This is a genomic window from Pedobacter sp. BAL39, assembly GCF_000170795.1.
GTDB lineage: Bacteria > Bacteroidota > Bacteroidia > Sphingobacteriales > Sphingobacteriaceae > Pedobacter.
In genome coordinates this window covers 45,303-63,505 of the sequence record NZ_ABCM01000019.1, presented here as the reverse complement: position 1 = coordinate 63,505, position 18,203 = coordinate 45,303, and the positions used below count along the sequence as shown (strand labels likewise).

Sequence of the window (18,203 nt, the reverse complement as noted above, 5' to 3'; positions counted from 1 at the left end):
CAGATCGTTTTGTCAAAATGAACTGGATTTTCTCGGGTTGTGTGTGATCAATGTTTTTTTCATCATAAATGTTCAACCTGATTGTTGATGATCAGGAGAAATCTTGTACCTATTAAAATCCTGCACGATGTTTTATCATCCATCACATTTGAGGCTGACATTTAACATTAGTCTGGTATTAACATTATTTTGGTATTAACATTATTCTGGGATTAATGTTAGTCTGCTACCATAAATCTGGCATTATATTTAACTGTATGCTCGCTATGAGAAAACTATTACTGCTTTTGCTGATGGCGGCAGCTCAGACGGCTTTCGCCCAGGACCAAACGACCATTAAAAAAGATTTTGAAGCCATTGTACTCAAAACCAGTCAGAACAAAATTGACGAAGTACTTGACATGACGTATCCACGCCTGTTTGAGCTGATGCCGAAAGCGCAAATGTCGGCCATGGCCACGGGCATGATGACCGGCATGGGAATGAAAACCATTTATGAGGAGGCACCGCTCAACCTGAAGATGAGTAAAATCGAAAAAGTAGGAGCGGCCCAGATCTGCCTGGCGGCCTACGACCAGCGCATGCGCATGGAGTTTACCCAACCTGCAATGATGGAGATGATGCTGAAAACACCGATAGCAGGTAAGACCGTGGATAAGGTAGATGACAAGACTATCCGCATCAAGGGACGTGACTATCTGCTGGCCATCAAGGATGCCCATACAAAAAACACCTGGAAGTATTTGCGATATGATGATGACAGCGCTACCCTCAATGAAAAGGTACTTGCGAAGGAAATCATCGCCAAGGCCAATCAGCTGAAAACAACATTTTGATCAGTTAAAACTGGCCTGCATCAGGCCAGTTCATCTTCAAATCCCATAAAATCTTCATGTAAACAGCCCGTCTTTTTCGGAATTTATCCGGCATAAGTTACGTTTGTAATGACGAATTGTTTGTCTTTAATGATAAAACTGATGACATGATCTGATTCCATACAATCGTCCTGATCATCTGTTTTTACATGATAACCGTTGCTCAACTGTAATTGGTATTGATTGACATCAGCATTGTAGGTCAGCCTGATGAAGTCGCTGCAGTTGTCGGCCTGACTGGTTTCAAAATGATAATGCCGGTATGCTCCACCTGCAGTATGGATGCGTGAGAATTCAATATTTGCTACGAAATCTTCCAGATATGCGGCGGTAAGGGGAATAATGGAATCATCAGTTGCAGATTTTGTAGTTCCTTCATGTTCAAGATGCCATGCGTCAATAGCTTTCAGCAGCTGTTCCCTGGCCGATTGATTTTCCAGCAGAAGGATTTCTTCTGCATTTGCTGATCCAGTTGCTTCCGAAGCAGGAGGCTGGATGTCATGGTCTTCCATCTGAATGGTCACCTGGTTCGTGTCTCCTTTACTACCAATTGCATCCAGCGAGTCGACCGTTATGGAATCTGCTACTGGGTTGCTGCGCTCTGTATTGCTGCCGCAGGCCTGAAGATAAATGACGCTGCAGAAAAGGAGATAGGTTAATGTTTTCATTGTTGACTTAAATGTAACAGCAAATTACGTCAGTGCAAGCATTTATTTTTTTAAAAATTGTAGGTGTGGCAACTGGCCTTTTAACTGCCGGCTCTGACCCAGTATTTGCGGAATGCCAGGACCATTGGAAACGGGTATGCTGGAAAAACCAGTGCTGGAAAACAATGCTGGAAAACAATGCTGGAAAACAATATTGAAAAACCAATACTGGAAATGCGGATCGTATTAACGCGGATACTGGAAAAAAAGAGGTCGATGGCAATTGTTATCCGGCAGATAATGATAATTGTGCGATAGCCTGGGGTAATATATTATCTTAGCTTTCTATTTAATGAAATGACAAAAGCGAAAACTTCCCAATGAGAAAGAAAATAATCATCATCGTGTCCGCATTCCTGATTTTAATCTGCGCTGGATTTTATAAGGCAGGATATGAGTTACCTGGTAAAGACAGGCGGCCCGAGGTGCCATTTTTTCCGAAAATCACAGACTCCGGCAATTTTGGGAACATCGCGGTTGACAGCATGAATGTATCTGCGTACCGGAACAATCCGGAATCAAAATACATCCTGTTAGAGTACAACAGGGATGCTGCAGGTTTCGGCCTCAGTTTGAAGAACAGGTCATTTCAATCGATTTATGAACGGAGCCTCCCAAGCGGATCTATCTATGCATTTGATCATATTTCTGGTCTTTTGTTTATTGGTTTGGCCGATACAGCAGGCAAGCGTAATGATTACGCTGCTTGTGAGATCTACAATATATCAAAGCGTACCTTGTTTCCCGCCGTGGAATTAAATCAAGAAAATTATCAAATGAAAAAGGATGGACTGCGCGTTCTCAAATTCCACGCAAACGGCCTTGCTTCTGTTATTTTTTTTGAAGACCAGGAAGGCCACTATTGTGTCGTGAAAAATGGATTGGCCATTGAAGCTTCCAAGCACTTTCCATATCAAAAAAACAGCGATTTCAACACCGAAGTGTCGATTCGTATTGGTGGAGATCCTGAAATCAGCCATCCTAATTTTACCTTGTATGACCAGGCCGTGCTCGGTATTAAAGTAAAGAGCCTGCTGCACATGGGTACACCATCTTCGTCTTCAGATTACGACGGATCGAGAAGACGACGCTATGAGCAGAATGAAGGTTACAGCGGTGTGCAGGGGATGTTCGACAAAGACTACCTGTATTATTTTAAAATGAAACTAAAAGCCAGTGAAGTAATGTTTAAATCGTCATTGTATCATTATTCGGATACCTATTTTGATCAGCTGAATGTGCCTGCATCAGATCGGGATACACTTTTTTATTATGCACAGCGGAAAATTTACAAGTTTTATAAAAAAAATACTGTTAACTAATAAACCCATGAAAAACAGCTCAACTATAGAAAAACTACCTGACAGCTGGCTTTTCGAAACACATGCGGAAAGCGAATTGAGATCTTGGGTACAGCAACTCCGTTATTTTCATTTCATCAGGGCCTGGGGGGGACATGCCAATGACGGCGACGAGTTTAAAGCTGCTATTTCTTTCTCTGGTCGTGAGGACCTGTTGAAAAAGATGAATCAGATCGGTGTCGTGCTGAATATGCTCCCGGAGGACTTTCAAAAGCCCGTGATCGGCAAGTCTTATTCTTATGAGGAATTTAAGGCTTTCAAAAATGAGATTAGGGAATTTAAGGATCTGGAACAGCCCGGGCGGGTATCCATATTCAATCAGGAAGTACATATCTGGATCATCACCTCGTCTATACATATTTCCATGTCAGGTACCAGGGACGGCAATAGGTTTGAAGTATCTGATGCTGATTTCCAGTCCTGCCTGATCCTTGAAAAGGAATTCGACAAGCTGGGATGGCTGGAGTTCATCGATCGCAACCTGGAAAAAAGTGTTTGCTGCGTTTCTCCGCTGAAGTACCCGCTGCTCTATGATCAACCATCACTTAATTAAACGTGCTGGCCGCGGCCGACCAATTTTAACATCATTAAATCAATTGACACATGAAAAACCTATTTTTATTTATATCCTGTATCTTTCTGTTTTCCTGCAACCCGGATCAAAAGGTAATCAAACGGGCAGGAGAGCCTGATGTTCTGCAGATTGAAGGTACAGATGCCCGGATGAATGGCGCCATAAAAAAAGCAAATGAAACATTGTCGCTATTTGATGCTGTCCTGGACAGTAAGGATACACTAATTACGGGAATCGCTCTGAAAGTGAGGTTTGACACATCCAATGGTGGAGAACACATATGGCTTACGGATGTGGTCAAAAAAAATGGGCATTACAATGGTGTGATTGGAAATAGTCCGACGTCCACCACTGCCGTGAAGTTGGGGGACACCGTACTTGTTCCTGATGAGGACATCAGTGACTGGATGTATGTTGAAGACGGTAAACTACGTGGTGGTTACACAATACGTGTGCTGAGGGATCAGATGTCTGATCAGGAAAAGAAAACATTTGATCAGGAAAACGGTCTGATCATCGAAGATTAAGCGGTTGAAGGATCAGCTGATTTCTTTATCTTTACGTATGCATATCATTATCCTTTCAACCAGCGTCCGTCAGGGACGTAACAGTCACAGGCTTTCTCTGTATTTTCAGCAATTTATTGCAGAACGCAATCTGGCAACCGTAGAGATTGTTGACCTCGCTGCTTACCAGTTTCCGGTGTTTGATGAGCGTTTACAATACATTGAACATCCTACGGAACAAATGCTGGACTATCAGCAGAAGATCAACAATGCGGATGGGGTCATCCTGGTTACGCCCGAATACAATGGGGGATATCCTGCAAGCCTGAAAAATGCCATTGACCTGTTGTATAAAGAATGGCAGCGTAAACCAATTGCATTGGCTACCGCTTCGGCGGGCCCTTTCGGTGGTGCACAGGTGACCACCTCCCTGGTTTTTTCACTTTGGAAGATCGGTGCCTGGGTAGTACCTGCAATGTTCCCTGTACCGCAGGTGCAGAACCAATACGATGAAACTGGTCGTCCTGCCGACAAAGAAGCGACGGACAAACGTGCGCAGAAGTTTGTTTCAGAGCTGATCTGGTGCATTCAGGCGAAAGAAAAAATGAGCGCAGGGGAATAGCGCTAAATCAGCTCAATTCCCTTTTCTTCAAAAACATCAAAGATCTGTGCGTTGATCATGCTCTTGGTGAGGTCAGCCTTTGAGATGTCATTACACCAGAAGTAGATGTTGATGTTGCTGTTGAGCTTGGTCACAGGGCTGATCATGATCACAGGTTCCTTGCTGATGAACACGTTGCTGTTCTCCACGATGATTTCCCTGATGAGGGCAACGACCTCAGTGGAGTTGAAGGGCTTCGCTATCGACAGCGTAAGGTCTACACGCATCTGGTTGTTGCTGAGTGTCCAGTTGATGATGTTGTTGGACAATATGGATCCATTGGGAATGATAATCTCGGCACCTTCCTCACTCAGGAGGGTGCTGGCACGTACACCGATTTCTTTTACCCTTCCTTTTTTACTGCTCAGCTCCACAACATCACCAATACGGATGGTCTTGTCGAAGATCAGGATGATCCCGGAAACGAAGTTGCTGACAATGTTCTGCAGACCAAGACCAATCCCGACACCTAGTGCGCCAAGGATGACCGTAATTTTGTCTATCGGAAGCCCGGAGGCGGCAACGGCAATCAGAAATCCACCGATGAGCAGCACCAGGCGTGTGACCAGCAGTTTTGAGCGTTCCCCCTTGTTGTCGTCAAAACTGTCGTCTCCTGTATCACCAAAGAAATAAGCGATATACTTCTGGAGAAAGTTTGCCGTCCAGATGATTCCAAGGAAGAGGACGATGCCACCAAGCGTAAAAGAGAAACTTCCAATGACGCGTTTCTCAGCAAGCACCTCCATCACAGACTCATACAATCCATTAAAGATATTGAGGTTGGTGGTAAAGATGACAAACCAGATCAGCGTTGCGCCGATGCCGGTAATTTTCTTCAGGCCTGAAGTAACCGGCTGCCAGTCGAAATACTCCGGATAGCCCTTGCGGATCCTGCTACTTTTCATCTGGAGGAGGAATGCTTCTACCAGTACTTTAGCGAGGATGGTCAAGGAGATGGCATTCAGGAAGGAGCTGACCCCGGTAGAATAGAAAATCTGGGTGAGGGTAAATCTTCCGAAGATATTGCATAGTGTCGCAATGATCGCAAATATAGTATAGATGAAGCCTGTGGCAAGCACCATTTTATAGCGCTTTGATTTCTCATCCAGCATCCGCCATACCAGGATGCCATAGGTAGCGGAGCTTAGGCTCATGGCCAGCAATAGCCAGCGCTGGTATCTTGGGGGCATGCCGAGCAAGCGCAGGAATACCGGTGCAAGAAGGAAGATTACAAAGATGCACCAGTATAAAAATAACCTGGAATCCAGCTTCTTACGGAAAAATACGGTGAGGAGCACGGCGAGAATGACCTGTACGGACTCAATGTAAAGTGCTGGTGCACGCAGGTCAAAGATCGGGGCGAGGGTAAACAGCATCATGAAGGTAATCAGGTAGGGTTGAGGATTAACCAATGAGAAGTCATTGATGGTCTCCATGCGTTCCCTTTGTTTCATACTCCTGAAATTGAAAAACACCCAAAGGAAAAAAGTGAGGCAGGTGAAAAGCAGCAAAACGCGGCTGCTTCGGGTATATACAAAGTAATAACCGGAGATCTCCTGTTCTCCATTGATGAATTTTCGGAACCCGATGCTTCTGTTTGCTTTTGCATTGACGGATTCCCAGAGGTAACGACGTTCTTTTCCGAAAGCCTTGATGCTTACCGCCTCCAGCTGTTTGTCGGTAAGGTACATGAGCTCTTTGATATTGATGAGGTTTGCAGAAGTTCTTGCTTGCAGATTGTTGATCGATAAGGTAGTGACCTTCAGTAAGCTATCCATTACCAGATGTTTCTTTTGTAACTCAGAAAACTGCTCTTTAAACATCACGCGGAGTGAAGGAAGTGTGAACATTTTGATGAGCACGGTATCCTTACGAAGGTTGAGGATTTCAGTTTTCAGTTCCCTAAGCTGTTTTTCATATTCGTCCAGGTCTGCCAGGCAATCTTTGTTGTTACTCTGTAGTTCTTCAAGCAGGGTTTCGTCCATCTGAAGGTTCTGCAGATTGGGTGTACGTTCTGCAGCAGTCAGCCGGCTTTTAAGGAGTGCGAGCGCAGCCTCATCCTGTGTCAGGTGTGCCGTGATGGGATCCAGTTTCTTAAATGAGGATACCGTTACCGGAACTTTATTGACAGCCTCAAATACCTTTTCTAGATGCGCAAGGTAATCGCCCTTTGTCAGCGTCGTAGAATCGGATAGGATGGAAAGGTCCTGATCCTGAGAATGCTGGTTTTTCTGGCCGTAAGTATTGATAGCAAAGCAGCATAACAATAGAGCGCAGGCAAAATTGCGAATTGTTGCTGAAAATAGACTTTTCTTTATCATGTATGTGTTCAGAGATTAAGGTGTGTCCGGCATCGGGATCTATGCTTTTCAGGACTTGCCAAAAATAGAAAATAGAATTGTGATCTGCGATGTGATTTGGTTAAAGTAAGTTAAAGTAATTTAGTTGCACATTTTCTTTACTTTTACCTCCGCTATGTTTTCAGACTTCCATGCTTATATTCAGAAAAATACCCGGCTGAACGAGGGGCAGATTCAGTTGATGTTATCCACTGCAGTTAAGCGAACACTTCGCAAAAATGAGGTGTTGCTGCACCAGGGTGAGATTTGCAGGCACAAGGCTTTTGTAGCCAGGGGATTGTTGCGTGGGTACCGCGTCACTGAAGACGGTACTGAACACCTGATCTGGTTTTCCTCAAGATACTGGTGGACATTGGAGCCCGACAGCTACCACAACCAGACTCCTTCTGATTATATCATTGATGCGCTGGAAGAATGTGATGTCATTTTGTGGACCAAAGATGCTTTTGATGAACTGCTGGCACGGATTCCTGAGCTGAAGACCTTTTCGGACCAGTTGGTTTCCAGAAACCTGAGCATTACCCGGGAACGTGTTTTCCAGTCGCTGAGCGCTACCGCCGAAGAAAAGTATGATGCTTTTGTGAAGAGCCACCCTGAAATTTTTGCGCGTGTACCGCTGCACATGGTCGCCTCGTATCTGGGTGTATCCCGTAAGACCATTACAAGGATCAGGCGGGCGCAGTTGGGGCGATGATTAAAATGGGACAAATGTCCTCTTTTTACAAAGAAATCCTGAGCAATTTTGTATGGTTTAATCATCATTATAATCACAAAATTATGCGCGTATTTTTAACTGGAGCCACCGGTTTTATCGGCTCCGCAATTGTCAAAGAACTTATACAGGCTGGACATCAGGTACTGGGGCTGGCCCGCTCCGAAGCCTCATCAAATGCGCTGATCGCGGCGGGTGCGGAAGTGCATGCAGGATCTTTAAATGATCTGGACAGCCTGAAAAGTGCTGCTGCGTCTGTAGACGGGGTAATTCATGCTGGTTTTATACACGACTTTACGGATTACGTAGCCGCATGCGAAACGGACAGGCTTGCCATTGCTGCAATGGGCTCTGTATTGGAAGGTACAGGAAAGCCACTGATCGTAACGTCAGGAATCGGTTTGCTGAATCCCGGAAATGTAGGCACTGAAGCTGATGAAGTGGCGAGCGACAATGCCGCCATTCCCCGCGGTAAGTCGGAAGAAGTATTGCTCTCCTTTGCGGAAAAAGGTGTCCGCGCCGCCATTGTTCGCCTTCCACCATCGGTACATGGCGACGATGACCATGGTTTTGTACCAGTACTGATCAATATTGCCCGCGAGAAGGGGGTGGCTGCATACATCGGCGACGGTAGCAATCACTGGCCCGCAGTACACCGGCTGGATGCAGCAAGGTTGTTCAGACTGGCGCTGGAGAAAGGAAAAGCAGGAGCAAAGTATCATGGTGTTGCCGACACTGGCATACCGATGAAAGAGATCGCTGAAGTGATTGGAGCTAAGCTTCGTCTGCCTGTAGTTTCGAAAACAGCAGAAGAGGCCGGCGTCCACTTTGGATGGATTGGTCATTTTGCCGGGCTGGATTGTCCTGCAACGAGCGAATTTACAAAAGAACAGCTGGGATGGACCCCTGTAGAAAAAGGGTTGATCAGCGACCTGCAGGAAGGTACTTATTTTTAAAGTCAGATGGTAAGTCGCTGACCCTGGATTTACACCCGGGAGTGTTCATTTTTTAAACTCCCGGGTGTAAATCCAATTTATAAAATCATGAGGTCTTAGTTTTCATGGAGCTTGCCGGAGATCATCTTCAAGGTATTGATGCTAAAAGCATGTCTGCCCGTCATCCATCTTTTGATCTCTTCAGGGTTGATGTCTACAAGGACAGAAAGGTCATCTTCAGTCAAACCTTTATCTGCTAAAACTTTTGTCGTATTGCCAACAACTTCCATATTTATACGCGTGAGTTCCTCTATAGCCGGGTTGCCACTTTCTTCCAGCCAGATGGATACAAAATCGTTTTCTTCCATTCTGTTTTATTAATTTATTCTTTAATCGAAGGTAATACAGTCTTTAACCGAAGGTAATGCAATATCAATTACGTCACCTTCATGTGTCGCCGGCAAATTTAAGGATATTCCTCCTTGCAGCAAATCCTTAATCAATCTTTTGCATGGCATAGTAAACCAGGTGATCATAATACCAATTCCATTTGGATATTGCAACGGGCATAAGGGGTGGAGCGTCCAACCACTTTTTGGAAACCCAGTTTGTGATAAAGATTGATGGCTGGTTTCAGCAGGGTATTGCTTTCCAGGTATAACTTTGAGGCACCAAGCTGCTTTGCGGCATCTACTACAGCCAGGCCAAGTAACCAGCCGATACTTTTGCCCTGAACCTCAGGAGAGACAGCCATCTTTGCCATTTCATACTGGTAGTCTGAATCTTCCATTTTTATTAAAGAACAGACGCCGACTGGTTCAGCCTGGTAAAGCGCCACAAAGATTTTTCCACCCTTGTCGAGGATGTATGATTTGGGATTGTCCAATGCCTTTCTATCTGTCTCTTCGATTTCAAAATAGGTAGAGATCCACTGTTCATTGAGCGCCTTGAATGCTTGCTGATACTCGTCGGTATAATCCACAATTTGTACCTCTTTACTTTCCCTTTGCTTGCGCTGCTCCTGAACGCGTTTCAATAGTGGCTTCTGGTCCAGCAAATATTCCCATTCTGCGAGCGCTTCCCATAGATTATGACGGGCCTCTGCAATGACGCCTTCAATGGCGGCATCCACATCAGCACATTGTTGGTTTAACCGATCAGCAATGGATTTACCTTTTTTGGATAGGGCAATCACATTGCGACGTTTATCGGAGGATTTTTGATTTTCCTTCAGCAAACCGGCAACGATCATTTCTTTGACAATCTTACTTACAGAAGGTTGCGAGTGACCAATTTCACCGGCAATTTCCGTAATCGTTTTTTCTTTACCCGCTGCCAGGACAAAGAATACCGGAAACCACTTCGGTGTAAAATCAATTTGATACTGTTCATAAATTCGCGCTGCATCGTCGGTAATCCTTGCCGTAAAAAGTCGCAGGCGACTTCCCAATGCCATCTTTCCTGTCTTTTCAAATAAATCCATAACACATAAACTAATTATATAACTGGTTATGCAAATATAGGATTTAGATGTTACCTGGCAAAAATTTTCTCTAATTCATCTGTTAAGGCCTCTCCGCGCAGGTTTTTAGCAATAATCTTTCCATCCGGGCTGATCAGGAAGTTGGTGGGGATACTGCGTACCCCGTATATTTTGGCCGCGCTATTTTCCCAACCTTTCATGTCTGCAACCTGTGGCCACATCAGCCCATCAGTTTCAATTGCCTTTAGCCATGCATCCTTTTGTCCGGGCCCGTCAAGGGATACCCCAAGGACCATGAAACCTTTGTCTTTCCAGCGATCATACGCCTTTCGTACATTTGGGTTCTCTTCCCGGCAGGGACCACACCAACTGGCCCAAAAGTCGAGCAACAGATATTTTTTTCTGAAATCAGCAAGCCTGATTTCTTTTCCCTGTGGGTTAAGTTGTGCAAAATTGGGTGCAGTACTCCCAATACGTGTATTTTCAAATGCCGCCAATTGAACCACAATACCCTGACCGATCGGAGTCTGCTTTAAGTCCGGCGACAATCGGGCATACGCTGTTGCGGCACGTTGGGTCATGGTTGGCTGCGCAGCGATGTGTGAAAGGCTAATGACACTCAGGTAGTCATTTGGGTGCTCATTGGCAAAGGCCAAATGTATTTCAAAAGAGTGCTCCTGTAGCTGCTGTTCCCGCCTGATGAAGCTTTTATACACGGCAGAATCATTTTTCTTTTCAGTAGAAAGTGCCTCGTACTCTTTATTAAGGGCACTGAACTGCTCGTCATTCTGCTTAAGTCTGCTTTGAAGCTGCCGGTTCAGCTGATCAGTTTTTGACCCCGTTACAAGTGCATGTTTTAATGAATCAGGGGCCTTGATCTGTATCGCTGATGGCTCAAGGTAAAATTTGAGGTAATCCAATAGCTCTCCTTGTCCCATGCGCTTTACATATGGATTGCGGTTTAGAAATATACTTGCATAAACAGGATCTGTCAATGGCCCATGGAAGATGAATTGTGCCTGTTTCACTAAGGCGGAATCGGTAATTTGCTGATCACCGGTCTGATAGACCAGGTAAAGCTTGTCCCCATCTTTCAATGCGTCAATTTTGCCTTTGACGGTATAGCTGCGTTGCTGACTGAACAGGAGCAAGGGGTATAAAAATAAAATACAGCATCCTAGCGAACGTGAGAGAAAGTTTTTCATAGGCATTTTACAAATTTGACCTGTGTGTCCTAAAATCTTGTGTGTCCTAAAAATAACAAATCCTGTTTGACGAACCAATAGCAACAGAACGCAGGTTTATCCAGAAAATGGTTAGTGGTGCCAGAAAGGGGCAGTTATGCTGCCGGTTTTCCTCTTGTTTTTGGATGTGTAGCAAGTAGGGAGGGGCTGTGGTTGCCAGTGAGTACCTTTTTCAATGCGTCTTTCCAGAATGTCGGCTCCTGATCTGATGCTGCTGACAGCTTTTTGTCGGACAATACAATTGGTTTTTTGTCAGCAATAATTTCCTCTTTCTGATGCTGATTTTCCTTTTCTTGTATGGCTGTATTTGCTGTGAGCAATTGCTCCAGTGCGGCCATCCTGGCCTTCAGTTCATGAAGTTCTGACTTCAGTGTCTCGTTTTCCTGTTGCTGCAATTGCAACTGTTCCAGCCCGGTTTTATCCTCCTTTTCCTCCCTGGAGCTCTTCTTCGCCGATTTCTTTTTCTCCGCTTTTACGGGGCTATCTTTAGTTTTTTTGTTTACAACCGTGTTTTTAGTTTTGGTCTTCTTTTTAATCAGGGGATATTCATCGTCCACAAATGCAAAAGAGGTCTTCAACCAATCTTTAGGTTTATCTTTGAATACTCCGGGATTAATGCTGAAGTCGCAGATCATTGCCGGGCAGAAAGATTTACTGTTTAAGGATACCTGGAGGTTAGACCATTGTTTGTGGAAATGCAGCGCCATGCTGGTTACGCAATAACAGCCTTCAGGAACATCATAGGACCATTCCATTGCAGTGGATGTCTTGTCGCTCCAATCCACAGCGAAGGTTTTGGTCATCTCTGCGTTCATGCGGCAGTGGTCTTTTGTTTTCAGGGATGCAATGTATACGGAGACAATGATGGTGCAGGAATCAGCCTCGGTAGGAAATTTTAGCGCCTTTTTGATGTCGAATTCAGGGATGTTTACGGTAAGCTTCCCATCCTTAAGGTTAACCTGTGGCATTACATGTAGATTTTCTTTCAAAGGGGAGGATTCATTGAGTTCAAATCCGTTCATTGGTTTGAAGCTGTCTTCAGGAAAATCAAAGTTCCCGGTGACTTTATCACGGTGTTTGAGCAGGATTGCGGTCATCGCCTTATTCATCCTGTTGACCAGGGCACCGTCATGAATAAAGTGAATCGGATACATCCGTCTCCTAAGGATGGCGCTGAACCTGCTGCCCAGACCAAATACGGTAGAAACATTTTTAGTCGCATTGCTTTGCCTTACCTCGAATACGCGCTGTTTAACCACCTGGATGTCCCTCCAGGAGCTAAATGTTACCGGACCTACTGCTCCGGTAATGACTTTACCTTTTACAATTCCCATATGATTAATATTAACGATGTATAATCTCCGGGGTAAATATACACACTCAAGTCAATAAATCAATAGTAAATAGATTATAAATAAGGGTTGAGTCCACGTTTTTCCCGGTAAACCTGCTCTTAACGTGAACTAAAGGTGGACTCAACGTGGATTTATATTAACGGTCGTATAGTGTTCCCGATCTGAAATAGCGATACAGTGGTATAGTCCTGCATCAGCTATACATCTTCCAAATAATTTCTCAAAGGGTAGTTTTTTCAGGGATCTACATCAGATTAGAAGAGGCTAGCCATAATACGATCTCCAATTACTGTCGTAGTTGCGGTCAAAGTTTTCCTTGCTATCAAAAATGGCATGGAAATTTTCAAATGAGAAATAGTCAAACGTATCATAAGGTTTTAAAAGAGCATAGTACGCTTCTTTTATAGCTATAGTCTGTTTTTCCAGTTCAGCTTTTTTCAGCGCCTGGTTGCTGAAGAAGAAAAATGTCACATGCTCCCCGAAGATTGCAACCTCCCAGAGCAGCTCATTATACCGCACTTTAAACGCATCTTTAGTTTTTACAGGGATATTTCCGACCGCTTCTTCCCTTGCCAATGGCTCAAAAGCATAGAACAATATAAAAATTGAACCCTCAGTGTCATCCCGATAAAGCTCGTTATATTTTTTTATTATCGTCTTCTCTTTACGGGAGGACTGGCTCAGTTGGTTCTTTAATAAAAATACGTCGACAGCTTTTTGGTGTTCAAAGATCAACTGAACCCTTGTAGTACCGTCATTGATGGTATCGGTGATCACATTCAGTAGTTCAACATGATACTTTTTATTGATCCAGTCTGCCAGAGGCATAAACCTTTCATCCATCACCAACTTGCCCAACTTAATTTGTCGGGTGATTTTATATTCCTGATCTGATGACCTGAGCATAGGCGATGGTTTAGCGTAAAAGTATTAATTTTATTTAAGTCAACGTGGCAACCAGTATGTAACCCGATCATTTTCTGCTGCGTCTTAAACACAAACTATATGAAATGACAAAAATGAAGAAGATCTGCAGGCTTTTATTTTTAACAGCTTATGCCATTTATTTACCATTCACTGTCCATGCTCAGAGATCTACTGTCGGTGCTAAAAGCCTCGACAAACAAATTGAGACTTTGATTCTTCGTGATTTTGCCGACGCCAGTGGACCGGGTGGTGTATTTATGGTCGCCCATCAGGGAAGAGCAATTTATAAAAAAGCTTTCGGTAAGGCGAACATGGAGCTAGGTATTGCCCTGACGTCAGAAAATGTATTCCAATTGGGATCAATGACAAAACAGTTTACGGCCGTAGCGATATTGATGTTGGAGCAAGAAGGCAAATTGGACGTCAATGATCCTGTTTCCAAATATATCCCGGACTATCCTAAGGGGCAGAAAATCACGATACATCAATTGTTGACCCATACCTCCGGAATTAAGGACTTTACCAAAATGAAATCGCTGGCTGATATTGCACAAAAGGAGATGACACCAAAAATGATGGTCGATTTCTTCAAAAATGAGCCTGTTGATTTTCTTCCCGGAGAAAAGTTTGACTATAATAATTCCGGTTATGTGCTTTTAGGTTACCTCATAGAGTTGATATCCGGTGAACGGTACGAGGATTTTATTGTAAAACATATATTTGATAAGATTGGCATGGGTCAGTCATATTATGCCAGCGATCGAAAGGTCATTAGCAAAAGAGCATATGGATACCATAAGAAATCGTCGGGATACGTGAATAAGACTGCAATCAGTTTCAGCGTGCCTTTTTCGTCAGGGTCGCTGATGTCGACCACTGACGATCTGTTGAAATGGCAAAATGCCATAAACCACAACCTCTTGCTTAATGAAAAAGAAAAGGAAAGCGCATTCAGTAAACATAAGCTCAACAATGGGCAGGAGTTTGGCTATGGTTACGGCTGGCACGTCAGAGCGATCGATGACGTAAAAACTCTGGAGCATGGTGGTAGCATTTTCGGTTTCAAAACTATGGTAATTTATATTCCGGAAGAAGATATCTATGTCGTGGGATTGAGTAATTGTGACTGTAATTCACCAACAAAAGTGGTTGGTGATATTGCGGCATTGATGTTAAAAATCAGAATTGAGCCGGCAAATTGATCCAAAATCTTACCGTAAATTATTAATATTTCAAGTGTTGCAGCTGAAGGGATAGGAGATTGAAACGGCGGGATTAGTTCGTCTTTCCGAATTGAGCCTGACAAAAACCGGGTTCTCATTCAATTTTGTTATTATTGGCAATTAGAGAATATAAGATGACAAGGTTGAGGCTTTATTATGGTTTGCTCATTGTGCTCACAATTATCCTGGGACTTCTTTCCAGGCAGATGTCATTTGTTCCTTTGGCCACGGGCGATGTACTATGGGCGATAATGATGTTTTTAATCATTAGATTCCTCTTTGTGGGCAGCAGCCTAAAATTTGTAGCCTTTGTTGCTCTGCTGGTGTGTTACCTTGTTGAGCTGAGCCAGTTGTATCACGCAGCCTGGATCGATAAGATCAGGGCCAACACCCTCGGGGCGTTAGTGCTTGGAAGGGGCTTTCTCTGGACGGACTTGATTGCCTATACCATTGGAGTTAGCTTAGGGCTGCTGATTGCCTACGTTTTGATTCCTGACAAGAGCGGATAACCCTGCTGCTGATTGCAGTAGCGAAAAGGTATCAGCGTCTCTTATTTGTGACCTAAACTGTTTGATATACAGGAGATTTTGCGGTATTTTTATGATACACACAAATATTCATGTTATGATCAAGTCAATTTTATGTACCGCTCTGGTACTATTCCTGGCCCATCAAGTGGGGAGGTCACAGGTAGTTGTAAATCCGGATGGCAGCCATTCCGTAGTAACAGGAAATGTCATTGTAAACCAGGATGGAACTCATTCGGTTGTGGCGGGTAACGTTGTTGTCAATCCAAACGGTACGCATTCGGTGATTGTTGGTAACGTCCTTGTGAACGCGAATGGAAGCCATTCGATTCTTTTCAGCGTTGAGCAGTCTGCAGATGCGAAGACGCGCAATTTTGCATTGACATCTGAAAAACGCGAACCTGGAGATTTTAGAAAACGGAGGTCGCAAGTGTTCCGGAAGGCCGCGCATAAAAAAATGCAGTTGGATATTCTGAAATTTAGCACCGCGTTATCTTTTCCATTTCCATAATGAAGCCCCCAAAATATTGAAGTAGCTGCGCTAGGTATTCAGGATAAAATAAGTAAATAAATCAGTATTCTTAAACTCAGCGAACCCTGCCTGGCGCAGCATTGTAACTACCTGGCCGCGGTGATAGGTGGCGTGGTTTACAAAATGGGGCAGTGTTTTCCAAAATTCCATTTCTGCCTGCCTTCCATCAGGATAGGTAACAGCGATCATTTGATCATAGCTCTCTTCCGGGTATTCATTTACAAAATTTTCCAGGTCGCAGGATGCATTTTTCCAGATCTCCAGCAATTCGTCTTTGCTTCCGCTAAAATATGTAGATAGGTATGCCGGGGCCGGTCTATTTGTCCAGAAGTCCAACCAGATTTTCTTCGCGCTGACCATGTGAACAACAGTGTCCCTGATGCTGTTGAAACTACTGGTGATTTGTTGTTCCCATTGTGCTTCCTTGAGTTGACTCAACCAGTCCATCATGATGTTGTCTGTCCAATTGCTGTATTTTGCTAATGCTGTAAAATATTCCTTTGTCATTTCTTTAAGTTTATTAATTCAATGCAAAGTTATAGGGCAGTCGTAATCAGCATTATTGCTGATCGTTCAATAATTACACTTAAGTGGTCAGATTTCTGACTTGAATTGGCTGGGACTGACGCCGTGGATTTGCTTGAACGATTTTGAGAAACTCGAGTGATTTTCATAACCCAATTTCAAATACACTTCACTGGGATGCTCATGGATCAGGAGTGTTTTGGCCATCTCCATCCTTCGTTTCAAAAAATAAGAGCTTGGATTTTCACCGTAGAGCTTAACGAAGTTTCTTTTGAAGGTTGAAAGACTTTGATTACACAGAAAAGAGAGTTCTGTCAGGCTCAGGTTGTCGGTGATGTTCTGTTCAACAGCTTTTCTTATTTCCAGGTCAGCAGGTGTTTCCTGGTTGTTATATTTTAGCGCGAGGATTTTGTTTGGATATTTTTCAAGAAGATGAAGCATCAATTCTTCAAATTTGAGCTCCAGCATCTTCTCTGCAAATGCTGTTTGCCTGACTTTTATCAGCTTTAGGGAAGTGATGAAAGCGGTGATGAAGGGATCTTTTTGAAATACAGCAAAAGGAGCGTTGGGCTTGACTCCGGAGCGTGGGATTTCATCAATTACAGCAGCATATTTTGTAGAAAACTGGTTAAATAGCGAATTGTCAAAAAGCAACATTGTGCTTTGGTAACTGCCATTTAATGGAAGTTTTTCTGTCATCAGGTATTTACCTGAACAGAGGATTGCGCAGGAGTCATTGCCAATACTGGTCTTATCACCTGCATAATAGACGACCTTTTCCCCTTGTTCAAGAAAAGAAATGAGATTATAGGAAAGCAGAATTTTGCTCCTCGGGATTTGATTTTCCTGAACATATTCAAACAGACTACAAGTACCCATCTTTGATTTTGCTGTTTCTATTTTTTAAATTTCAACCTTTTACATGCTCAGATACCTGCAAGCCTAAGTATGACAGCAGTAAATGTAGTGTTTACACCTATTTATTCAGGTGTTAAAATGAAAACTTGTACATTTACGAGAAATGTAAACATAAAGCATATGGTTTTATAATGTCCGACTATAAAGATTACAATTTCTTCGATGCCACATCCACCCATGCGCATACCTATATTGCTGAACCGACGATCGGGCTATTGAATCCACAAAACAATCGCTTTATCCTGGATTTGGGGTGTGGCAATGGTGCCTTTGTAAATCAGCTGTTATCCAGGGGGTTTAATGCATATGGCACAGATGCTTCCGCCAGTGGAATTGAAATCGCGTCTAGGCGGCACCCAGATCGTTTTGCGCTGCAGGATTTATCAAGAGATGATCTTCCAGAAAAATTTTCAAACATTGCTTTCGATACCATTGTCTCAACAGAGGTGATTGAGCACTTATACGACCCAAGGCAGTTTATAGACTTTTGCAGGAAAATTCTAACTAATAACGGCGGTGGCGAGTTAATTCTAAGTACTCCTTATCATGGTTACCTGAAAAATCTACTGCTTGCGCTAGCTGGAAAATGGGATGCACATGCCAATCCGCTCTGGGATGGGGGACACATCAAATTGTGGTCAAGAGCAACAATTACCTCCCTGTTAGCGGAGAAAGGGTTTACGGTAACAAATTTTATCGGTTGTGGGAGAGTACCTTATGTATGGAAATCGATGGTGGTGAAGGCGCGAACTGATTCAATAGTTGCCGGCAAATGAAG

General features: G+C 43.6%; 20 protein-coding genes. 11 read left to right on the top strand and 9 right to left on the bottom strand.

Translation table 11 applies throughout. The annotated features are described in order from the left end of the window. Positions 1-266: 266 nt before the first annotated feature. Positions 267-836, top strand: a complete 570-nt coding sequence (locus PBAL39_RS19920; protein WP_008244937.1) for a hypothetical protein — start codon at positions 267-269, stop codon at positions 834-836. An 83-nt stretch (positions 837-919) separates the two neighbouring features. Here PBAL39_RS19920 and PBAL39_RS19915 read toward each other — a convergent pair whose 3' ends face one another. Further along, complete coding sequence (locus PBAL39_RS19915; protein ID WP_008244934.1) at positions 920-1,543, bottom strand: hypothetical protein; 624 nt, start codon at positions 1,541-1,543, stop codon at positions 920-922. Between the two features lie 359 nt (positions 1,544-1,902). Here PBAL39_RS19915 and PBAL39_RS19910 point away from each other — a divergent pair, with 359 nt between their 5' ends. The 4 genes from PBAL39_RS19910 to PBAL39_RS19895 are packed head-to-tail and all read left to right on the top strand — an operon-like array spanning position 1,903 to position 4,645. Beyond that, complete coding sequence (locus PBAL39_RS19910; RefSeq protein ID WP_008244931.1) at positions 1,903-2,904, top strand: hypothetical protein; 1,002 nt, start codon at positions 1,903-1,905, stop codon at positions 2,902-2,904. A gap of 7 nt (positions 2,905-2,911) precedes the next feature. Further along, entirely contained in the window at positions 2,912-3,496 is a 585-nt protein-coding gene (locus PBAL39_RS19905; RefSeq protein WP_008244930.1) for a hypothetical protein, read from the top strand. Between the two features lie 50 nt (positions 3,497-3,546). Then, a complete protein-coding gene (locus PBAL39_RS19900; protein ID WP_008244929.1) occupies positions 3,547-4,044 on the top strand; it encodes a DUF2314 domain-containing protein in 498 nt (165 codons plus the stop codon). 37 nt (positions 4,045-4,081) lie between these two features. Beyond that, a complete protein-coding gene (locus PBAL39_RS19895) occupies positions 4,082-4,645 on the top strand; it encodes an NADPH-dependent FMN reductase (RefSeq protein ID WP_039867250.1) in 564 nt (187 codons plus the stop codon). Between the two features lie 2 nt (positions 4,646-4,647). Here PBAL39_RS19895 and PBAL39_RS19890 read toward each other — a convergent pair whose 3' ends face one another. Next, a complete protein-coding gene (locus PBAL39_RS19890; protein ID WP_157274125.1) occupies positions 4,648-7,005 on the bottom strand; it encodes a mechanosensitive ion channel family protein in 2,358 nt (785 codons plus the stop codon). 154 nt (positions 7,006-7,159) lie between these two features. Between PBAL39_RS19890 and PBAL39_RS19885 the strand changes: the two genes are divergently transcribed. Both PBAL39_RS19885 and PBAL39_RS19880 read left to right on the top strand, forming a co-directional pair. Beyond that, entirely contained in the window at positions 7,160-7,738 is a 579-nt protein-coding gene (locus PBAL39_RS19885) for a Crp/Fnr family transcriptional regulator (RefSeq protein WP_008244926.1), read from the top strand. 83 nt (positions 7,739-7,821) lie between these two features. After that, the gene (locus PBAL39_RS19880; RefSeq protein WP_039867248.1) at positions 7,822-8,712 is read left to right on the top strand and encodes an SDR family oxidoreductase; all 891 of its coding nucleotides are present in this window, start codon (positions 7,822-7,824) and stop codon (positions 8,710-8,712) included. Positions 8,713-8,807: 95 nt separating this feature from the next. Here the strand turns inward: PBAL39_RS19880 and PBAL39_RS19875 are convergent, their stop codons facing one another. The 5 genes from PBAL39_RS19875 to PBAL39_RS19855 all read right to left on the bottom strand — a co-directional run bounded on the left by PBAL39_RS19875 (position 8,808) and on the right by PBAL39_RS19855 (position 13,679). Next, complete coding sequence (locus PBAL39_RS19875) at positions 8,808-9,059, bottom strand: hypothetical protein (RefSeq protein WP_008244924.1); 252 nt, start codon at positions 9,057-9,059, stop codon at positions 8,808-8,810. A 164-nt stretch (positions 9,060-9,223) separates the two neighbouring features. After that, a complete protein-coding gene (locus tag PBAL39_RS19870; RefSeq protein ID WP_008244912.1) occupies positions 9,224-10,174 on the bottom strand; it encodes a GNAT family N-acetyltransferase in 951 nt (316 codons plus the stop codon). A gap of 50 nt (positions 10,175-10,224) precedes the next feature. Beyond that, positions 10,225-11,379, bottom strand: a complete 1,155-nt coding sequence (locus tag PBAL39_RS19865; protein ID WP_039867246.1) for a TlpA disulfide reductase family protein — start codon at positions 11,377-11,379, stop codon at positions 10,225-10,227. A 134-nt stretch (positions 11,380-11,513) separates the two neighbouring features. Beyond that, positions 11,514-12,752: a hypothetical protein gene (locus PBAL39_RS19860; protein WP_008244909.1), complete on the bottom strand. Its 1,239-nt coding sequence runs from the start codon at positions 12,750-12,752 to the stop codon at positions 11,514-11,516. Between the two features lie 285 nt (positions 12,753-13,037). Next, the gene (locus tag PBAL39_RS19855; protein ID WP_008244908.1) at positions 13,038-13,679 is read right to left on the bottom strand and encodes a hypothetical protein; all 642 of its coding nucleotides are present in this window, start codon (positions 13,677-13,679) and stop codon (positions 13,038-13,040) included. A gap of 104 nt (positions 13,680-13,783) precedes the next feature. Between PBAL39_RS19855 and PBAL39_RS19850 the strand changes: the two genes are divergently transcribed. The 3 genes from PBAL39_RS19850 (at position 13,784) to PBAL39_RS24845 (ending at position 15,961) form a co-directional block, all read left to right on the top strand. Then, on the top strand, positions 13,784-14,902 hold the full coding sequence (locus PBAL39_RS19850) for a serine hydrolase (protein ID WP_008244907.1): 1,119 nt from the start codon (positions 13,784-13,786) through the stop codon (positions 14,900-14,902). 134 nt (positions 14,903-15,036) lie between these two features. Continuing rightward, entirely contained in the window at positions 15,037-15,432 is a 396-nt protein-coding gene (locus tag PBAL39_RS19845) for a DUF2809 domain-containing protein (protein ID WP_232282985.1), read from the top strand. Between the two features lie 115 nt (positions 15,433-15,547). Continuing rightward, positions 15,548-15,961, top strand: coding sequence for a hypothetical protein (locus PBAL39_RS24845; protein ID WP_008244905.1), 414 nt, complete (start codon positions 15,548-15,550; stop codon positions 15,959-15,961). A gap of 30 nt (positions 15,962-15,991) precedes the next feature. On the opposite strand, the gene PBAL39_RS19835 is transcribed toward PBAL39_RS24845, so the two are convergent. After that, positions 15,992-16,489 carry a DinB family protein gene (locus tag PBAL39_RS19835; protein ID WP_008244904.1) on the bottom strand — a complete coding sequence of 166 codons (498 nt, stop codon included), beginning with the start codon at positions 16,487-16,489 and terminating at the stop codon, positions 15,992-15,994. 87 nt (positions 16,490-16,576) lie between these two features. Next, complete coding sequence (locus tag PBAL39_RS19830) at positions 16,577-17,386, bottom strand: AraC family transcriptional regulator (RefSeq protein ID WP_008244903.1); 810 nt, start codon at positions 17,384-17,386, stop codon at positions 16,577-16,579. Positions 17,387-17,556: 170 nt separating this feature from the next. Here PBAL39_RS19830 and PBAL39_RS19825 point away from each other — a divergent pair, with 170 nt between their 5' ends. Further along, a complete protein-coding gene (locus PBAL39_RS19825; RefSeq protein ID WP_008244902.1) occupies positions 17,557-18,201 on the top strand; it encodes a bifunctional 2-polyprenyl-6-hydroxyphenol methylase/3-demethylubiquinol 3-O-methyltransferase UbiG in 645 nt (214 codons plus the stop codon). Positions 18,202-18,203 lie beyond the last annotated feature (2 nt).